General features: G+C 47.1%; 7 protein-coding genes. All 7 read left to right on the forward strand.

Features of this window, described 5'->3' with window-relative positions; genetic code table 11:
* The first annotated feature begins 72 nt into the window (after nt 1-72).
* The 7 genes from A3EU_RS0109710 (at nt 73) to A3EU_RS0109740 (ending at nt 19,590) form a co-directional block, all read left to right on the forward strand.
* The gene (locus A3EU_RS0109710; protein ID WP_020535961.1) at nt 73-3,852 is read left to right on the forward strand and encodes a baseplate J/gp47 family protein; all 3,780 of its coding nucleotides are present in this window, start codon (nt 73-75) and stop codon (nt 3,850-3,852) included.
* The gene (locus tag A3EU_RS32660; RefSeq protein WP_020535962.1) at nt 3,849-7,583 is read left to right on the forward strand and encodes a hypothetical protein; all 3,735 of its coding nucleotides are present in this window, start codon (nt 3,849-3,851) and stop codon (nt 7,581-7,583) included. Before A3EU_RS0109710 ends, A3EU_RS32660 begins: the two co-directional genes overlap by 4 nt.
* Nucleotides 7,584-7,597: 14 nt before the next feature.
* Nucleotides 7,598-11,686 (forward strand): SprB repeat-containing protein, encoded by a 4,089-nt coding sequence (locus A3EU_RS0109720; protein ID WP_020535963.1) that lies wholly within the window; start codon nt 7,598-7,600, stop codon nt 11,684-11,686.
* The gene (locus A3EU_RS32665; protein WP_020535964.1) at nt 11,686-12,954 is read left to right on the forward strand and encodes a contractile injection system tape measure protein; all 1,269 of its coding nucleotides are present in this window, start codon (nt 11,686-11,688) and stop codon (nt 12,952-12,954) included. The genes A3EU_RS0109720 and A3EU_RS32665 overlap by 1 nt, the downstream gene beginning before the upstream one ends.
* Nucleotides 12,955-13,415: 461 nt before the next feature.
* Complete coding sequence (locus A3EU_RS0109730) at nt 13,416-17,597, forward strand: eCIS core domain-containing protein (RefSeq protein WP_425412668.1); 4,182 nt, start codon at nt 13,416-13,418, stop codon at nt 17,595-17,597.
* 7 nt (nt 17,598-17,604) lie between these two features.
* The gene (locus tag A3EU_RS0109735) at nt 17,605-18,252 is read left to right on the forward strand and encodes a hypothetical protein (RefSeq protein WP_020535966.1); all 648 of its coding nucleotides are present in this window, start codon (nt 17,605-17,607) and stop codon (nt 18,250-18,252) included.
* A 15-nt stretch (nt 18,253-18,267) separates the two neighbouring features.
* Nucleotides 18,268-19,590 carry an ATP-binding protein gene (locus A3EU_RS0109740; RefSeq protein ID WP_020535967.1) on the forward strand — a complete coding sequence of 441 codons (1,323 nt, stop codon included), beginning with the start codon at nt 18,268-18,270 and terminating at the stop codon, nt 19,588-19,590.
* Nucleotides 19,591-19,838 lie beyond the last annotated feature (248 nt).

Consider the following 19,838-nt stretch of genomic DNA (forward strand, 5'->3'; position numbering starts at 1 on the left):
ACTTTAAGCGTGTTAGTTGTTTGAAAAGCATCAAAGAATGTTTAGTTTATTTTTTGCGCAATACAATGATCTATGCCAAGTAATTGCAACGATATCCGGAACGACTACCGCCTCAACCACGGCGGAACGGCCCAGAGTGAGCGGCAGCCGCTGGCGCAGCAGCCGGATTATGTAAAGGTGGATGAAAAAACCTTCGCAGATTGGATAGTTTTTGTCCGAGATTATGCGCGTTTCGTTCAGTTTTATAATAGTACAGACACGCCTGAAGGTGATTGGACTGATTTCTGGACCGCTAATCCAGCGATCATTTTGGCAAATTTAGCGGCCGCACCGATTGATGATTTTCGAACAGCCAGCCGGCAATTATTTATTGAATTACAAAAACTGGAATACCAAGACGGTAGCGCTGCCAGTAACCTACATTTACAAGAACATCTGAATCAACTTTTTGACCTCTTTACCAACCTGACTTGGCAACTGGATCGTCATATTCGCTTGCTTCCGGAAGGCTTGCCCATCAAGGAAGTGTTGCGGAATCGGGTGAATAAGTACTTATCACCGGCACTACAAAAGTGGATTGCTTGGCACAAACACGCTCAGGCAACTTTGTTGGATGATGGTCAAACGACGCTAAGCCCTGCACTCGCTGGAATCCGTGTCCTTGGTGCAAACTTACTGCCCACGGAAGATTTCTATACCGCACCAGCTCCTGAGACTTTATTTACCGACGATTGGCTACCAGCAGGTGCGACCGATTGGGCAACTTACTTGGCCGGAATTGCTGCGGACGATACCGTTTTTGGAACAGACCCTACTGTGGCGACGTCTATTAGTTTTGTGGTTCGGCATTACTTCTTTACGAGTGTTTATGAGCAATTTTTACAGGCTTTTGTCTTGGCCATCAAGGAAGCGGAAAAGGCTTTGGAATCCTTGTTGTACAACTGGAATAAGCACGAACCGCACTTCGCTCTTTTTCTGGCATTCCTGCGATTGCTATCCAAAGAACAAGCTTACCTCAACACCCTGACAGATAGGCACCTCCGCTTTTATTACGAGCGTGTACTGCGTTTGAAATTTGCTCCCGGAAAACCACCAAAAGCATTTCTTACCGTAGAGTTGGCCAAACAAGTAGATCAACACCTGCTGGCGGCGGGCGTGACCTTTAAGGCAGGAAAAGATGCCACCGGGCAGGAAATCATTTTTGCGGCAACCGAAGATTTCGTTGCCAATAAAGCCAAGGTGACAGACCTGCGAAGTATTTTCAAAGCCCCCAATGATATAGCAGCATACAGCTTTGGTGACCCAGAGCGGCCCATTTATAAAAGTCGCGATCGGAACCGCTATTTTGCATCTCCCGTAAGCAATTCTGCCGATGGTTTAGGAGAAGAAGAACTAACCAGTGCCGATGGCCGATGGCATCCTTTTGGGAATAAAGAAGTAGGAGATGATGCGACGACCTGGGATATTAAAATGCCCACTGCTCGGATCGGTTTTGCCATCGCTTCCAATTACCTGTATCTGAAACAAGGGAGCCGTACCATCAGCCTCAAGTTTAATGGAAGCGGCATGAATGTGCTGGCAGGTGTCAAATTTAAGCTAAGCCTCACGACCGAAAAAGGCTGGTTGGAAAAAACAATTACCGTTGATCAAGACCCGGAAGATGGTCGTTACCGATTGAAGTGGACCATTGAGGGCGATGACCCCGCTATTTTGCCGTACCAGGCAAAGACTCATGGCGGAGCTTTTCAAACGGGTTTTCCGATGCTGAAAGCAGAATTGGTACACGAAAACAACGTTCCATTTCCTTACCAGGCCATAAAAAATCTAAAAGCATCAAGCCTTTCGTTGAAGGTAGATGTAACCGGAAAACGCGATATGGCCCTTAGTGGCAGTACTGGGCCATTGGATGCCAGCAAGCCTTTTCATCCCTTCGGGCCAGCACCTGGCGATGGTTCCGTTTTCGTTCTGGGTGATAAAGAAGTTTTTCAAAAAGATTCTATGATCAGCCTGAAGCTGGTTTGGAAGGAGAAAAAAGGTACTAACTATTATCAAGATACGGTTAGCGGATCAATAGCTAGCACTCAATTGAGCACTCTGGTAAGCGGAACCTGGTCGACCCCCAGTAACAAAAATATCTTGCCAAATGATAGCTCTACTACTGTTCAATTATTAGAGGATGCTGGCAACGGTATCGAGCTGGATACTAACAGTGTCATTACCCCTGATTTTTCTAATAACCAGCCTTACTCTAATCAAGCTACCAGTGGTTTTCTTCGGTTTTCCCTAAGTGGCGATTGGGGGCATGCGAAATATCCACTTGCGCTGGCCGCTTATGCCAAGGGTGACGGTGCTACTCCGGCCTTGCCTAAATCATTGTACGATCCTCAGTTATTGGATGTGGAACTGGACTACAAGGCTACTCAGGAGATTACATTGAATAATACTGCTGCTTATAATGATTTGACGGCGGAGTTTTTTCACCTGCACCCTTTTGGGGAAGCCGAGAAGCAACCCACCGCTGGGCCAACGGCTTTACTGCCTTTGCTGGTGAGTCAGTACAACACCTCTACGCCTGATGGCCCTGTAAATAATGTGGGCAAAGACGGCGGAGAGTGGCTGATCGGCTTAGAAGGATTACAAGCACCACAGGTGCTCTCACTCCTCATTCAGGTCGCTCCAGGAACGGCCGATCCATTACTGGCAAAACCCAAACCTCATTTGAGGTGGTGGTATCTCCGCCAGAACGAATGGGTGCCTTTTACCGAAAGGGAAATAAGTGATGGTACGCAGGGCTTATTGCAAAGTGGGCTGGTGCGTCTGAGCATTCCTGCTGATATTAATGAAGATAATACCCTCTTGCCCGCTGGTAAAGCTTGGTTATGCGCCACCGTTGAGACGGCAGTAGATGCAGTCAATCAGATTGTTGGCGTATATGCCCAAGGTATGGCCGTAGCCATGATCGACAACCAGAATGATCCGCAGTTGGGGGCCTTGCCTTTACCTGCAGGAACCATCGCCAAATTGCGCCAGGCAGTAGGGGCTGTCAAGAAAGTAGCGCAACCGTATGCCACTTATGGTGGAAGTGCAGAAGAACTACCATCGGCTTATTATACCCGCACCAGCGAACGCCTCCGGCACAAGGATCGCGCCATCAATATGTGGGATTATGAACGCTTGTTGTTGCAAGAATTCCCCCAACTCCATAAAGTAAAATGCCTCAACCATCTGCGGTATGAATCGGGTAGTCCCCAACCGACGTACCGGGAATTGGCACCAGGGCATGTAACCATTGTTGGCATCGCAGACCTCCAAAATCAGGGAGCTGTTGATCCTTTGCGGCCTTACGTGAGCTTGGCTGACCTAGAAGCTATGGCGACTTTTTTGAAAAAACGAATGTCTTGCCAAGCTACGTTACACGTACGGAATCCCATCTTCGAGCCTGTTGTTGCAAGTTTTAAAGTGCGGCTATTTGATGGTTTAGACGAGACTTTTTATGAAAAACTTCTCAATCAGGAAATCCTCAGTTTTCTCTCCCCTTGGGCGACGGGAAGTGGTGCCGAGATCGAATTTGGAGGTAAAATGCACAAGTCTGTATTGGTCAACTTTATTGAAGAACGACCCTATGTCGATTATGTCGAAGACCTGGTTTTGAACCATACCCTTGATCCATTGCAACGCGATGTAGAAATGGTCCGCCCCACCAAGCAAGTGGCGATCCTGGTGTCGGCACGTCAGCACGATATTGAGATCATAGAAGGAACTACCGACAACGAATGGACAGAAGATTGTGGCTGCCAACCACAACTAACCGGAACACCCAATAACATCATCCTAGATAACCGAGACGCATGAGTGATTCGACCCTGACCATATTAAAGGATCCGCAACTGCCACCAGCGGAAGATTATCGGGCCTTGCGTGCCGAAGGGTTTTCTGCCGTTCAGGAGCTGGGAAATGAGCAGTGGACCGACTACAATGCTCATGATCCGGGGATTACCCTGATGGAAGCTTTGGCTTATACCATCAGTGAATTGGGGTATCGTACCGGGTTTGATATTGCTGATATTCTTACCGAACGTAGTGGCTATATCAGCTTTCGGCAGGCGCTGTTTACTGCCCGGCGGATACTAACGAATAATCCTGTTACGGTCAACGATTTTAGGAAATCACTCATTGATTTACCTCGTTTGCGGAATGCCTGGCTGCTCTGTAAAGAATGTGCTTGTGAAACGACCGTCTATGCAGAATGCAAGGACAGCCAACTTTACCATGCTCCCCAGTGGCGGCTATTACCCAAAAACCTGACGGCGGGAGGGCACGAGCATCCCGTTTTTGTCAAAGGATTATACGAAGTTTTACTACAATTGGAAGTGGATGCAGAGCTAGGTGATCTGAATAACCGCAAGCTTATACAGACCCTGAATATTGACATTGGTGAACCGGATTTGGCAGCATTAACCATCGAAATCCGCTTTCCTGATTGGTCCAAAGAGCAGCCGGAGTTGTATGCAGCGTTTATCTCTACCGACCCCAGCTTTATGCTCGAAGTGGATAGCGATAATACCCTGAACGAAGGACAACCAACGGATGAAGGTATTCGAGTGACGCGATTTTCTCGCGACCGAACCACTACAGAGGAAGTGACCACCGCTAATCAGGGCCTCCTCCAAGGCTGGCGCAATGTATTTTACCTTGATTTAGTCATTCCTTTTCAGGTAAATGGCGACAGTCACAGTTTGGAATTAAACAGTGTACCTGTGCGCTTTTTCTCTCCCCGAGAGGGCGTAAAGCGGGTCTTGAACGTAGAGGATTTGAAGTCTTTTGTTTTTGAAAATGCTGCCGCTGGCGGATTAGTAGATCGCTACCGTAGAAAACTACAGGCGGTTGAAGTAGCAGTAGGAGAGGCCCGGCACCAATTGCATCAACTCCGCAATTTAGGAGAAGATTATTGTCGTGTTCAGGGTATCCAAACGGAGGATGTGGCTTTTTGTGCAGATGTAGAACTCACACCAGATGCCGATATTGAGTTTGTGCTGGCCAATATCTTCTACCTGATTGAAACGCACTTCAATCCTAAAGTGCCATTTCATACCCTTTCGGAATTGACAGCAGAAGGTTTAGCGACCGAAGATATATTTATAGGTCCTGCTTTGGAGAATGGGTTTATCAAGGAAGAAGACCTGGAGGCGGCACAGCTACGTTCCGTTATCCATATTTCTGATTTGTACAATAAATTGATGGATATCCCCGGTGTCATTGCTATTCAGCAGGTGCAATTCACCCGTTACGATGACGAAGGGAATCCTATTATGCCCTCGCATAGCTGGAGCATTCCTGTTCGGGCGTTGCATATCGCTCAGCTTTATCAGGAAGCATCAAGGGTTTTATTTTATAAAAACGGTTTGCCCTTCCTTGCCAGGATGGATGAGGTACGGGCGATTTTGGCCCAACTGCGCAGCGCGGATATCGGTGGGAAACTACCATTGGCGGAGCGTGATTTTCCGATTCCTGTAGGCGTACACCGTGATCTGTCCAGCTATGAACCTGTGCAGCACACGCTACCTCTAACTTATGGTATTGGTACGGTTGGCTTGCCTCCTCGTGCTACAGACGCTCGGCGTTCGCAAGCTCACCAACTGAAAGGGTACTTGCTGCCGTTTGAACAGCTCTTGGCAGACATGACGAAGCAATTGGCGCACACGCCTGATCTCTTTTCGACCGATGAAACAGTAGACCGAACTTACTTTTCTCATTTCTTTGATGCAGCAGCCGTTCCAACGGAAATTGCTGATTATTCGGATTTGGTAACGGCACAAGCTACGGAAGATAACCTTCGGGGAATTACCGAATCGGCAGCCGTTTTTCAAGACCGTCGTAATCGGTTTTTAGATCATCTCTTGGCTCGCTTCGGGGAGCAATTTCGAGATTATGCTTTGATGCTTCACGCTAATGAAGATCGGATACCTTTTGCTGCGGATAAACTAATCCGGGACAAGATTCGTTTCCTGCGCTTTTATCCGCGAATCAGTGCTGATAGGGGGCGAGCTTTTAATTACCGCTACGACGGACGCTGGTGTGATCCCCGCAACCAGGCAGGAATAAGTGACCGTATAAGTCGCCTGTTGGGAATGGAGACGCTACGGGCCTATTTTGCGGTAGAGATTACCAATAATCAGGGCGTTTTTGAAGCGAGCTTTACGCTCAACGATACGCGTGTCGGTGGAGCGGGCTTGTTGCTAGAGGAAGTAGACGTAATTACCGCTACTACGGGTGAAGCTGCGGAAGACCTCACCTGGGCGCTAATTGGAGATATCATTGCCAATAGTACCACCTTGGGCCGGTACGGCACCGACGGCAACGGTGACCCTATACTCGAAGATGAAAACGGCTTGCCGCTCGCTATGCTGGCAACGGGTGTGGTAGCGGCGGATGTAATTGCGTTTACTACCGATATTTTGGCAAAAGAACGGCTGTTTCCGGTAGAGCATTTGTTGCTACGCCCTGTATTTCCGGGGAGCCCGCTAATGCCCGTTTGCTTGCCCGATGATTGTACCCACTGCGGCGAGGAAGACCCCTATTCTTTCCGGCTAACTTACGTTCTGCAAGGAAGTTTGGCACCTTTCAGCTATGATATTGATTTACGGCAATTTGCCGATCAAACCATTCGTAGAGAGACGCCCTCCTATTTGCTGCCCAAAATATGTTGGGTAGGCAACCGAACGGTCGAGAAAGACGAGTGTGCGCCTATATTTTCTCAATTAAGCAATGTTTTGCTGCCTTTTTTTGGTGCAGAACAGGAGGCAGCAGCTTGTAGTTGCGCAGTAGAGCTGTACGATGGTTTCGATGCCTTGTTTCAGCCCTGGATGGCAAGCAGGTTGCTTACCTACCGCCCTTATGCTGCTTGGGCACAGGACCTGCGGATACTTTTTGCAGATTTAGCATCGGCAGATTTCCCTTGCCTGGGCACCGATGAAGCTTGGGATACCCTTCATGATCTTTTGCTGGATCATTTCGTCACTTTGGCGGTCCAAGCCCACCAGTTTGACCGCTTTGAGATCGCCTGGTGCAACTGGCTGGAAGCCAATAGCCCTTTCTTATGGCAACCTCTCAACGCCCAACTGCAAAGACAAACCGAGCTATGGCTACAAAGCACAACAGGGCAAGAAAACAATTGCCAATGTGCCGAGTTATTGCTGGCTTATTTCGGAGATCGTTTCCGGAATTGGATCAGTAGCTTGGTGGAAGAAGAAGCTGATCTGGCGGATATCCCCAGCCTGGCAAGCCGTATCGACGCAGAAGTATGGCAACCCTTCCGCAGTGATTTAACGACCGCACTTACTAACGATCCCTCATTTTGCCCACTTCAAGGGCTTGATGCAAACGATGAACGCTGGGAGGATCTTCTCCAACGTTGGCTGGCCTACTATTCCGAGTGGATAGCAGTAGCCTACCGGCACGAAGTACTCCTGCGAATTTTTTCCGACCTGACCAGTATTTACCCGACAGCCACCTTACACGATTGTGATGATGGTAGCGATGATAATCCTGTTCGATTAGATAACACCATTCTTGGTACCCTCTAAAGCCCTCAAGTGATATGTTACCAGTAAACATTTCCTATCCGTTTTTTGAAGCCAATCAGGTGCTTTCCAATGAGCATCTCAATCAGCTATTTAATTACCTCGATGAACAGGAACGCCTCACGCGAACCAACCTGATCGGGATTGGCATTGTCTGTGGTTTGGAGCCATCCATCGCCGATAGTGGCGATAGTATCCAGATCAGCAAAGGATGTGGGGTGACCTCTGAGGGTTATCTCATCACCTGGGGCACCCAAGCTGCTTTGGAATGGTACCGCCCTTACGAAGTGCCAGATGCGCTCCCTTATCGGGAATTTGGAAGTGGTAATAACCCATTTACACCGTTTCCTATTTGGGAACTCACAGCAGATCGAAACAATGATGCGACGGCGGTTAGGGTAAGCCGTGATTTCTTGCAGGGCGTCAACCAAATACCGGGGGAAGGTGATGAGAAAATTCTGGTGCTATTCCTGGAATGTGAGGCGGAAAGCAATCGGAATTGTGCCCCCAATTCTTGTAATGATAAAGGATCTACCGTAACGGCAACCATCCGCCCATTATTGATAAGGAAGCAAGATATTGACTTGTTGCAGGCTCGAATTCGCGCCTTGGGGCCAGAAGCGGAAGCTTATTTCAGTCTGGCAGATTCGATGAGTAGTCGTTTGGGGTTGCCGACGCTTAAGCTGCCTCGTTTTGATGTAGCTGCGACCAATCTAGGGAGTACCAGTTCTATTTTTACAGCATTCCAATTGGCAATGAATCAACCTGTGGTAGAGGGTGTTGCCAATGCATTAAGTGCTGCTCATCAGGCTTTTGCTCCTTTGCTTGTAGATTTTGAGACCAATCCGTTTGCTAACCTCGCTACGAATTGGGCTTTCCTTTATGATCATAGCATAGAAACCAGCGGACAGTACCTCTGGTACCAATATTATTATGACCATCTGGATACGATTATTCAAGCTTACGAAGAATTTCGCCTTCGGGGTTTGGAAGTGCTAGGATTGTGTTGTCCGGATAGCCGCTTGTTTAAAAGACATCTGTTTGCGGGCAATCTAGGCATTGAGCCTATCGATAATAGCTACCGTCATAGTTTTGTGCCTTCGCCGTTATTTACGCGCCAGCAGGGGGCTATGGCTGAGCTGCGGCTGTTGTTTGCTCGGTTAGTGAGTCTGGTGCAGGGCTTGGAGTTACCTCCAAATGTAAGCTCGCTGGTCGGATTTAATGTTGGGAATGTTCGCCCGGTTACGGCAGTCTTGCAGCCGGGGGTATTTACGCCTTTCGAGAACTTTACTTTTGTTCGTCCCCAATTACTTACCGCCTTTAGGCCAAGGTTATCCACCAGTATCAAGATTACCCCTAGTTTACTGGGAGGGCCCTTGTCACGGAAAGCAATTCCTTACCATTATCGCCCGGTACCCTTATACGAACAGTGGAGTCATCACCTGACTCGCCAGGGAAAGGCCCGGCATAATTTGGGCTATCGTTCCAATGCATGGAATACAACAGATCTGTTTGTCCGTTTTCCACTGCAATACGATTTGGAATCCAATAATTTCCTTCGGATAGAGGGACACGTTGGCCAAAACTATGTGCAGGTACTCCATGAGTTACTGTCGCAAAAAGACCGCAATCGGCTACCGATAGACATTGTGGCCTTGAAGTCCGGCTTCAACGCGGATACAATTCCTTTGCCTACAGAGGTGGAAGATTGCCATTTTCAGGATTTGGACGCTCTTTATCATGCCTTTCGGGAAGAATTGATTTGTCAACTTTGCGAAGCGGTAAAGCGGTTTTACCTGACGCCAATTCTGCCTAGTCAAACGCCAACTCAGGCTTTTGGGAATCGGGTGCCACAGCTTCCGTTTCTTCAGCATTGTGCGCCAAACTTCCGTTATTTCGATAATTCGATTGGCGCTTATTATGAAGAACACCTGAGCCAGCATACGGCTAGCGCTCCCTATTTGGGGAACCTGGATTCGGTGTACATCTATCATGTCCTGTTTATTTTTAACCTCGTAAAACTTGCTTCGTCTCTGCCAGCGAACGTATCCCAACTGGATATGACCGCCTTCCGGCAGCAGCACAATGCCCTGCTGGGCTTGATGCAGGTGCTCAATAACTTCATCCTGCAGCTTACCAATGATGCGACTTCTGGCGATAATAACAGTGATCAACTCGATCTGGAGGAGTTTTCTGATCAAATGGATCATGTTCTTTTCTCCTGTAAATTGGAATCCTTCCAGCGTATTTTTGATGAATACCAGGATCGTGTCAATAAGATACGAGAGCAGTTGTTGTTCGCTAAATTTACGGATCAACATCCGGGGATTCAGCACAAGGCAGGGGTGCCAATGGGTGGAACCTTCGTCATGGTCTATCACGGTGATGACCAACCAGATGATGTGCCCATTAGGGAAGGTAACTTTACCATTCGGGGCCAGGTCGTAGCGAACGGAGAAGTACTTGTCGGTGTGACAATTATTCAAGTAGGCACGACTTCGGGTACCGTAACGGATTTTGATGGCAACTTTTCGTTGGTCGTAAACAGCTTACCTGCCCGTCTGGAGGTACTGATGCCCGGTATTGGAAGCCGTGAAGTAATTGCCGTTAATGAAAATACAATTTTGGAGATCGATCTGGGTGTTCCGGTGGATGATAATACAGAACTTGGGCGTTTTGCAGACCTGGCAGTGGGAACAGTAATTGCAGATTTTTATTTGCCTTATTTGTGCTGTTCCGACTGTACGCCGGTGCAGTTTGTATTGCCCAAAGAACCGCCCACTTTTAGCTGGGAACAGGTCGGTTGTACGACGCCGAATAATACCGGCCTTGCGCTGATTACGCCTACGGGTGGTACTCCTCCTTATGATTATTCTCTGGACGGAGGTGTAAATTGGTTGGCATTAGCAGAAGAGCCCATCGCTGTAAACAACGGCACTCAAGTGCAAATCAGGGATGCGGAAGGAACCATCTCCGTACGGCGTACTATAGAATTGGTACCACAACTGGTTATTGACCCTGGTGCAACGGTCTGCGACGAGGATGGCCAGAATTTCCGGGTCGAAGTCTTCATTGATGGCGGTCGCCCACCTTATCGGGTTATTGCCAATGGACAAACTTATGAAGTGCCGCTAGGAGAAAATGTAGGCTTTGCAACTTTCCCAAGCGGCCAAGGCGGCGAGGTGGTCGTAGAGGACAGTAGCAACCCAGCTTGTGAACAACGATTTAATGTGAAACCCGTTGTTTGTGAGCAAGGCTGTGGCCTGCCTTGTAATGGTATTACCAGAGAATGTGGCCATCCGTTCTGGATGCAGCGCAATCCAAATACCAGTATTCGCTATCAAAGAGTACAACTTCAGGTCAACACCTTTACCGTTATTGGTGACCAGCCTGGTCAGGCGATTAATTTTAATGCAGCACAACTAGGGCAACTTACCGAAATACTAAACCCAAGTGGCGATTTCACTACAGCTAGTGTGTTTAGCAGTTTCTGGAATAGCCGGATGCCTGCTGCGAATGAGTTCATTCAATCAGTGTTGGGGAATGCATTCGGTAGCCCTGAGGAAGCTGTTATTCTTCTGACCTATGATCCATCGAGTCTTGATAATTTCACGACGCTACGAATTGAGCATTATAGTTGCCATTCTTATGTTATTGAAATTGAAGTTAGTTTCTCTGGCGCTTCTGTTGGAAAACATGACTACCGCCGCTTATGGCAATACCGGGAATCAGAGAGTGAGGTGCGAGAATTGGTAATTATTGATAGCAGTGAGGAATTCGAAGGAGGAGGTAGACTACCTGCCTATAATTGCATTATTCGTGATCGCTGTAACCCTGATAACCCTCCGCAGGAGTTATGTACGGAGCCTACTTCGCTGGAAATCAACTTTGATATTTCTGATAATCAACTTCTCTTATTTGCGAACAATGTGGGAGAACGGCCCATGTTGTGGGTGGTTGAATACGCTTTCCCTGCGATTCTTTCCGATTCCCAGGTGGAGACGAATTTCCGAACCGATTTTGGTAACAATTACGTTATCAGAGCGATTGCGGTAGACCCTGAGACAACTTGTGCATCGGTGACAAATGCTTCATTTGAACTTTGATGCCGACGAAGCAAATCCATATTATCAAGCAGCTTGAGTTGGAACTTACTGTTCAAGCTTCCCGAGATCGGGACTATCACGCGACCTCAGAACGGCTATCTGTTCTTGGGCAAGAGCGGATACCTGAAATCATTGATAGGGTGTTGTCGGAGTTGGTGCCCCCTGATGTGTATGTTCGGTACGACAAAATTGTACTGGACTGCGATCTGGATTCTTTAGAGGATTTAGAATCGGAGATCCGTAGGCAGCTGGCCGGAGAGCTGGAACTGTTTTTGAAAGCAGAAGAGTATGAAAAAATGCTACGGCCTCGTAATAAGCTAGCTGAAGGGAGAGAAAACTCGCTCGAAGCAGCTACTGGCCCGGAAGCCTGGATTATTCATTTTCTGGAACGCGGATACCTGCCTTGGTCAGCACCAAAAGGAACCACCGTTGCTTCATTGGCTTATGAATTTACGGAATTGCTTACCGGAAACGCTGGTTTTGTAAAGAAAATGCATCATTTGTTATTGCAAAATGAAAACTGCTTCAAGCGGATGCTCGCCCAATTTGGGAGTGTCATGTTGCATCGGTTAGTGGGTATTGTTGAAGAACAACAAGCACCTTTAGCATTACTTTCCTTTACGGAACAACTTGAATATTGGACCAAACAGTTGAAGATAGTTGCTAAAACGGGAGATACCAAAACGACAGGATTAGGTAAAAAAACGACCGTTCAAGAATCCTTGCCAATGGCATTGGAACGGTCTGAATATTTGGCGAAAAACAGTATCAGTCAGCAGCGAGCATTGTCTGTGCCGCAGGCGGGGTTGGTGCTACTTCATCCGTTTATTGATCGGTTTCTTACCCTGCACGGAGCAGTATCTAATCATGAAATTATTGATCTCAATTTAGGCGCAAGCCTCCTGCAAAGCCTTGTTGTTGGAGAATCACCGACGGCAGAGTGGGAGCTGGTATTGCCCAAGATTTTACTGGGAATACCTCTGGAAGAAGTGTTGGTTTTACCTGAATTAACCGAAGCGCAACTAACTAGTGGTGACGAATTAATTGAAGCTGCTATCCGCCATTGGTCGGCATTAGGAAAGACTTCCGTGGCGGGCTTTCGGGCAAACTTTTTGCAACGCGATGGCTTGCTTTATTCACAAGGAACAGACTGGCATTTACAAGTAGCACAGGCACCTTACGATCTGCTGTTAGATCGCTTGCCTTGGAATATTTCCATGATAAAACTCCCCTGGATGGAGGGAATGCTAAAGGTAGATTTTCGCTGATTATTTTAAACTAAAAGGGAATGAAAACCAAAACGACTCAGACCCCGAAAGCTAAACCTGGCAAGCCAGGACGGCAATCTTCCTTTTTTCAGACTAAAAAGAGCGATGGCGCTTTTTTTAAGGCGCAGCCTAATGTGAAAGTTGGAAAGCGGGAGAGTCGTTATGAAACCGAAGCCGATCAGATGGCCGATAGGGCCGTCAATAACGAAGGAACGGCACGGCCTCTATTTGGCCAGATTTCTCCCCTCGTACAACGCAAAGAACAAGAAGAAAACCTACAAGCCAAAGCCGCAGAGGAAGAAGAGGTGATGCAGACGATGATGGAAGAGGAGGAGCCCATTCAGCGCCAGCCAGAAGCGGAAGAGGAGGAGATGGTACAGGCGCAAATGGAGGAGGAAGAGCAAGTACAAAGCAAGGAAGAGGAAGAAGTACAGCGGAAAGAAGACGAGGAAGAGTTGCAAATGCAAGAAGAGGAAGAAGCTGTACAAACCAAAAAAGAAGACGAAGAAGAAATTCAACAAAAGGAAGAAGAGGAGGAGCAGCTACAAGCTAAACTTGCGCCTCGCCCCTTATTGCATCGAGGCTTGGATATTGCAAATGCTATTCGCTTGCGCCGAGGAAAGGGGCAAGCGTTGGATACGGCTACGCGACAAAAAATGGAAAATGCCTTTCAGGCAGACTTCAGTGGCGTACGTATTCATACTGATCAAGATGCTGTTCGGATGAATCGTGCTTTGGGGGCACAGGCGTTTACTACAGGTAGCGATGTTTTCTTCAATGAGGGGAAATACGACCCGTCGAGGCGCAAAGGACAGTTATTGTTGGCTCATGAACTTACCCATACGGTGCAGCAGGGAGTTGTGCCAGAACGTGCTACCGATACTCCCGAGCCCATTGCGGAACCCGGCACTGATACTGCAGCGCCCTCCGCAGATTCCGATGTTTTATTGCCAGTAACCATTCCTGCTGAGGATACCACAGCCGTTGCAAGCCTTGGTGGGGCAGAAGCAGGAACTGCGCCTGCTACCAGTGAAGGTGAGGCTGGGGCGAGCCCGGCACCTGTTGAAGAAACACCCGTTCCCAGAACTCCGGGAGAAGACCCCAATTTTAAGGCACTCAAACGAAAAACAAAGAAGACGGCAGCTGGGCAGAAGACGACCCCTACAGCTAAGAGTTTGTCTGAAAACGCAGAAGCGGCTGCACCGCTTGCTGATAACGAACAAAAAGGACAGGCACAAGAGGGCCAGGTAGGAGAAATGGAAGAACAGGAGCCGCAGTTGTTTGATGCGGAAACCTTTAAGACATTACTGCTGGAACAGATTGAAAAAATTCTGCCTAAAAACGAAGAAGAAGCAGACAAATTTCCCGGTAGCGGGAAGATGGATAAGGTGAAAGACAGTGCAGAACAAAAGGTAGCCAGCGAGAAGGAAAAATCTGGGGGTGCCATTAAAGCCGCTACCGCTAAAGAACCTGATCCTTCGGCAGTAGAGGTCCGGCCAGTAGCTGACTTGGCTCCGCCTCAGGCAGGCGATAAACCCAAACCGCTACGAGCAGGAAATACCACTCCGCCGGCACGCAATGCCTCGGAAGTCAACCAGCCCCTCATCGAAGATGCCAAGCGCATGGACGATGAAATGGCCACCAATGATGTGACGGAAGAACAACTGGCAAAATCTGAAGAACCGACCTTTCTTACAGCTCTTGACTCCAAAAAGACCGCGAAAACGAACACAGCAGAAGCGCCCACACAATTCCGCCAACAAGAGCAGTCTGTTCGCGAAAAGCACCAAAATCAGGCCGAAAATAAAGGTAAAGATACGGTGTCTGGCATGTTTGGAGAACGCAAGGACCTTTTGGCCAAAGCTTCTGGTGAACAGGAAAAAAATGCGAAAGACAATACTTCCGCAAGGGAGGCTATAAGTGGAGAAATTGACCGCATTTTTCTCAAAACCCAGGTTGATGTAGAAAAGGTGCTTGGACCAGCAGATGGCAGCAAAGAAGGCACCATTGATGAAGGCGTGAACACCAGGTTTGAACTGGCGGCAAAATATGCTACACTCCGCTTTGAAGCGTATATCCGAGCTAAAATGAATGCTTACAAACGGGAGCGCTATGGCTCTTGGTTTGATCCTCGTGGTTGGGGGAAACGCATCAAAGATACTTTTGTTGGGATGCCCGATGAGGTCAATCAATTCTACGTGGACGGCCGTGCGCAGTACATCGCCGATATGGATGTAGCGCTTACGGGCATCGCCCGATATATTGCCACGGAATTGGGCAAAGTGAAGCAGCGGATTTCCCAAGGGCGCAAGGAGGTGAAAACTTTTGTGGATGGTTTGCCGAAAAGTCAGCAAAAACTGGCGACTGCTGCCGTAGAGCAAATTGAAGACAAATTTAGTCAGCTAGACAGTGCGGTTACAAGCAAACAGGATGCCCTCATCGACAGTATTGCCCAGAAATACAAAGAAAGCCTGGAGGCCGTTGATGCGCGCATTGAGGAAATGAAAGCGGCCAACCGAGGGCTGGTAGACAAAGCGCTGGATGCCATCAAAGGAGTCATTGAGACCATCAAGAAATTGAAGCAGCTTATCATGGATTTGCTGGCGGCTATTCAATCTTTGATCGGCGTGATTATGGCCGACCCTATCGGTTTTATGAAAGCCTTATTTGCGGGGATTAAAGCGGGTTTTGACAGCTTCGTAGCCAATATCCAAAAACACCTCGTTGCAGGCTTGTTCAAGTGGTTGNCGGGGTCGTTGGGGCCGATGGGTATTACCGTGCCGGAAAACCTGTTTAGTCTATCGGGCATCTTTGATCTCATCATGCAGGTACTGGGATTAACCTGGGATTTTGTTCGGAAAAAGATGGTCAAGCTCATCACCGAGCCAGTGGTGAAGGCTGTAGAGACAGGCTTTACGGTCATCAAAAAAATAAAGGAAAAAGGAATTATGGGGCTCTGGGAAGAGGTCCAGGAGCAGTTTAGTGACCTAAAAGAGACAGTGATTGAGGCGGTTCGAAATATGATCATCACCCAGGTCATTCAGGCGGGGATCAAGTGGCTATTGAGCTTGCTGATTCCCGGAGCTGGGTTTATAAAGGCGATTATAGCTATTAAGGATTTTATCGTCTTCTTTGTAGAGTCCGCCATTGCGCTAATCCCTACTTTGATTGAAGCGATCAAGGCTGCTGCTGCCAAGAATTTTGCAAGGATCAGCTTGGCGGTGGAAAATGGGTTGTCTACGCTAATTCCATTGGTTATTGGATTACTGGCAAAGCTTTTAGGTATTTCTAATTTGGTGCAAAAGGTGCAGAAAATCATCAAGAATATCCGCAAACGCATCAACCGGGCCATCGATAAAATTATCCTCAGGGCTAAGAAATGGGCAAAGAAATTTGTGAAAGGTGCCAAGAAGAAAGCCAAGAAAGTCAAGGACAAATTGGTGCAGTGGTGGAAGGCGAAAAAGAAGTTTAAGGGTGGTGACGGGAAACAGCATAAGCTTTATTTCAAACAGAAAGGAAAGACGGCGAATATGATGGTAGCCAGTGATATTCAAACCTTTGCTGATTTTATGAAGCACATCAAATCTGTTGCGAAAACAAAAGACCAGAAAACACTTTTAAAACAAGCACAAACAAAAGCAGCTGAGGCCGATAAAATTATTCAGCGTAGAACAGGTGCGGCTACGGATGATGCTACCAAGAAAAACCAGAAGGAAAAGCAAAAAGACTTACAAGAAAAACTCAATGAATTGAGCCCTATTACGGCACAGATATTCGGCTTCGCAGATGGAGAACAGCCTGCTACGGAGGTCGATTTTGGTAGTACAACCAAAGGGGGAGGCACCGTTGCTACTGAAATGAATGCTACGGTACTTTCAAAAATGCCACGGTCTAGCGGAGATAAAGGATCTTCACCTACGCAGCAAAAACACGAAGTTTTTGATAAGCTTAAGCTACGGCGTGAAGGCGGCCGCTCTTACTATATCCGTGGGCATATGCTCAATGATAATGTGCATGGCCCTGGTAAATGGTACAACATGACCATACTCTCTCAGAAGGGAAATAAAGCCCACCTCAATGCCGCAGAAAATGCAGTGAAAAGAGCCGTTCAGTCCGGGGGAGTCGTCAACTATAAGGTGACCGCTAATTATGGCCGTGGTGATTTGAGTGTAACAAAAGCACAGTTGACCAAGGCAGGTATCGATGATAGCAAGCACGATGCAATAATGACCATCCGTTCGGCAGAAAAGTATATACCTACTAAACTTACCGTTAGCTCAGCTATGCTGAAGAAAGGGGCTAATGGTAAGTTTACCAAAAAATCAAAGGTATTGCTTAATAACAAGGCTATCACCAATGAGATAGATACGAACCTGAAGAAATACGAAGTAGGTAAAGGGGAAGCTAAGACTATACAAAGCTTGGTAAACAGTAGTGCTGAGAAGATCGCTACCAACACTAGTATTTCTGTAGCTGAGGTGGTAATTATCCAAAAGTTAGCACAAGACATTGATGATTTAAAGAGATATGATCAAATTACAGAAGCTATCAGCCAAGATAGTACACTTAGTAGCTCTAAGAAAAGGCGCTTGAAAAAAATGGTGATAAAGATGCAGGAAGCCCGTAATATAAAATTAAATTAGTGAGATCATGAGTAACCCAAGCGAAGAATGGCACGAAGGATTAAGTGATGCCTTATACGATGCTGAAGAAGAAGGTACTTTGGAGCATTTGGAAGAAAACTATAATCTACCTTTAAATGCGAATGATTTTCAAGAAATAGCGTTGAAAGCTTTGCCTCAAAAAATGATTCAATTGTATGAATTGTTTGATGGATGGGAAATAACTTGGGCGGCTGTAGCTGATGATGAGGCTGGTGGTCGACTTCATTTCTTGGCTATGCAACACGTAATGCAAAATTGGGAGGGGAAGCTATACGAAAGCAAAGATTTATTGGAAGAAGAACTGATCGAATTTTTCAAGCCCTTCGATTTAGTAACAGACGAGGCTGAATGCGGCTTTCTTCATCGCCCAGGCTTCGCATCGGAATCGATTTATTATCATCGCACTGGAGCGCCTCAGCTCTACAACCTGGATCTTGATTTCTCGGGTTACCTCGAAATGGCACTTGCTGCCAGGGTTTATTTTTATTGGCCTAAAGTATTACTAGATATCCAATCTGGAGAAGAAAGCGAAGAGACCACTAACTTTAAACAAAACATGCCCTTGATTTTTCCTGAATTCAACTGGGAAGCGTTTAAGGAAAAATACGAATCACTACGTTTGTCCGTCAAATAGCTTTATTTTAGACCAATGAAAAGGATTTCGATTACCAATTTAGAACACGCTATCCGTTATCTGGAAGAGCGTATTTCTCAGCGACTTACGACTCCCGAGAAGATTGCTTTCCCTGATTTTGATATTTCAGATGCCAGCGACCCTTTTTTTCGAACCATAGCAGAAATGAAGCTTTCACTGGAAGAATTTCTGATTCTGCTCATCGCTCTGGTTCCTCATGTTTATCCTGATTTTTTTGATCGAGTTGTTGCTAAAAATTTGAAAAAGGATAATGATTTACCCGCCTTTGGGGGCATAAAAACAGCGGAACAGCGTACCATGATGCCTACGGTGTCTACTGCGCTATTTGTACTGGCAGGCGATGACATTCAAAAGCGGATGGATCTGTTAGCGCTCTTTAATCATCAGCATCCGTTTTATCAACAGCGTATACTCCGCCTAGAACAACCGCGAACAGGAGAGTCGATGCTAAATCGCCGAATACTATTAGATGACGAGTATACAGAGCTGTTTACGCAAGGATATGTGTCGCCGCCTAAATTTAGTTCGTCTTTTCCGGCTCAATTGCTCCATACAGAACAAGAGTGGTCCGATTTGGTATTGCCGCCTCTTGTGTTGGAACGCATAGAGGAGATTAAAACATGGATAGAGCAAAGTTCAACCTTGATGGAGGATTGGGGCATGAAGCGGGTGCTTAAGCCAGGGTATCGCGCATTATTTCATGGTCCACCAGGGACAGGTAAGACGCTAACAGCCAGCTTGCTGGGGCGGTATACCGGTAGGGATGTGTTTCGGGTAGACCTCTCGGCCGTCGTCTCCAAATATATTGGCGAGACAGAGAAAAATCTCTCCCAGTTATTTGATAAGGCTGAAAACAAAAGCTGGATTTTGTTTTTTGATGAAGCGGATGCTTTGTTTGGAAAACGCACAGGCGTCAAGGATGCTCATGATCGTTATGCTAATCAAGAAGTCTCTTACCTTTTGCAAAGGGTGGAAGAATTTTCAGGGCTGATTATCCTTGCATCTAACCTTAAAAGTAACCTTGATGAGGCTTTTTTACGCCGCTTTAATACAATTATCCACTTCCCGTTACCTGATGTAGAAGAACGTTTGCAGTTATGGCGTAAAGCGTTCCCGGATGCGGTAACTTTAGACGTTGACTTAGTAGAAGTAGCAGCTCGCTACGAACTAGCTGGTGGTAGCATTATAAATGTGGTACAATACGCGTGCCTGAAAAGCTTGCAACGCTCAAGTAATAAGATCAGAATGAAAGATGTTTTGCAGGGGATTCGAAGGGAAATCGAAAAAGATGGACGACTTTTTAAGTCCTTGATGTAAAGGAAAAACGCACTGCCAGGTTTATCACCTCACAATGTTATGGTACATGGTACCCGGTACTTTGTACTTAGTACTAAAAAAGAGCTGTGAGGGAAGGATTACTCCGCGGTGCTCCGTGTACTTCGTGCTCGAACCTTCACGGGGCGGTTAGCGAAGATAAACCTCTCGACAAGTACGCAACTTGTTCAGAGTTTTACCCTGTTTATTCCTGTTTCCCCACCCTCGAGACAAGAGGGCATGGCTGCCAG

The organism is Lewinella cohaerens DSM 23179 (assembly GCF_000379805.1).
Lineage (GTDB): Bacteria > Bacteroidota > Bacteroidia > Chitinophagales > Saprospiraceae > Lewinella > Lewinella cohaerens.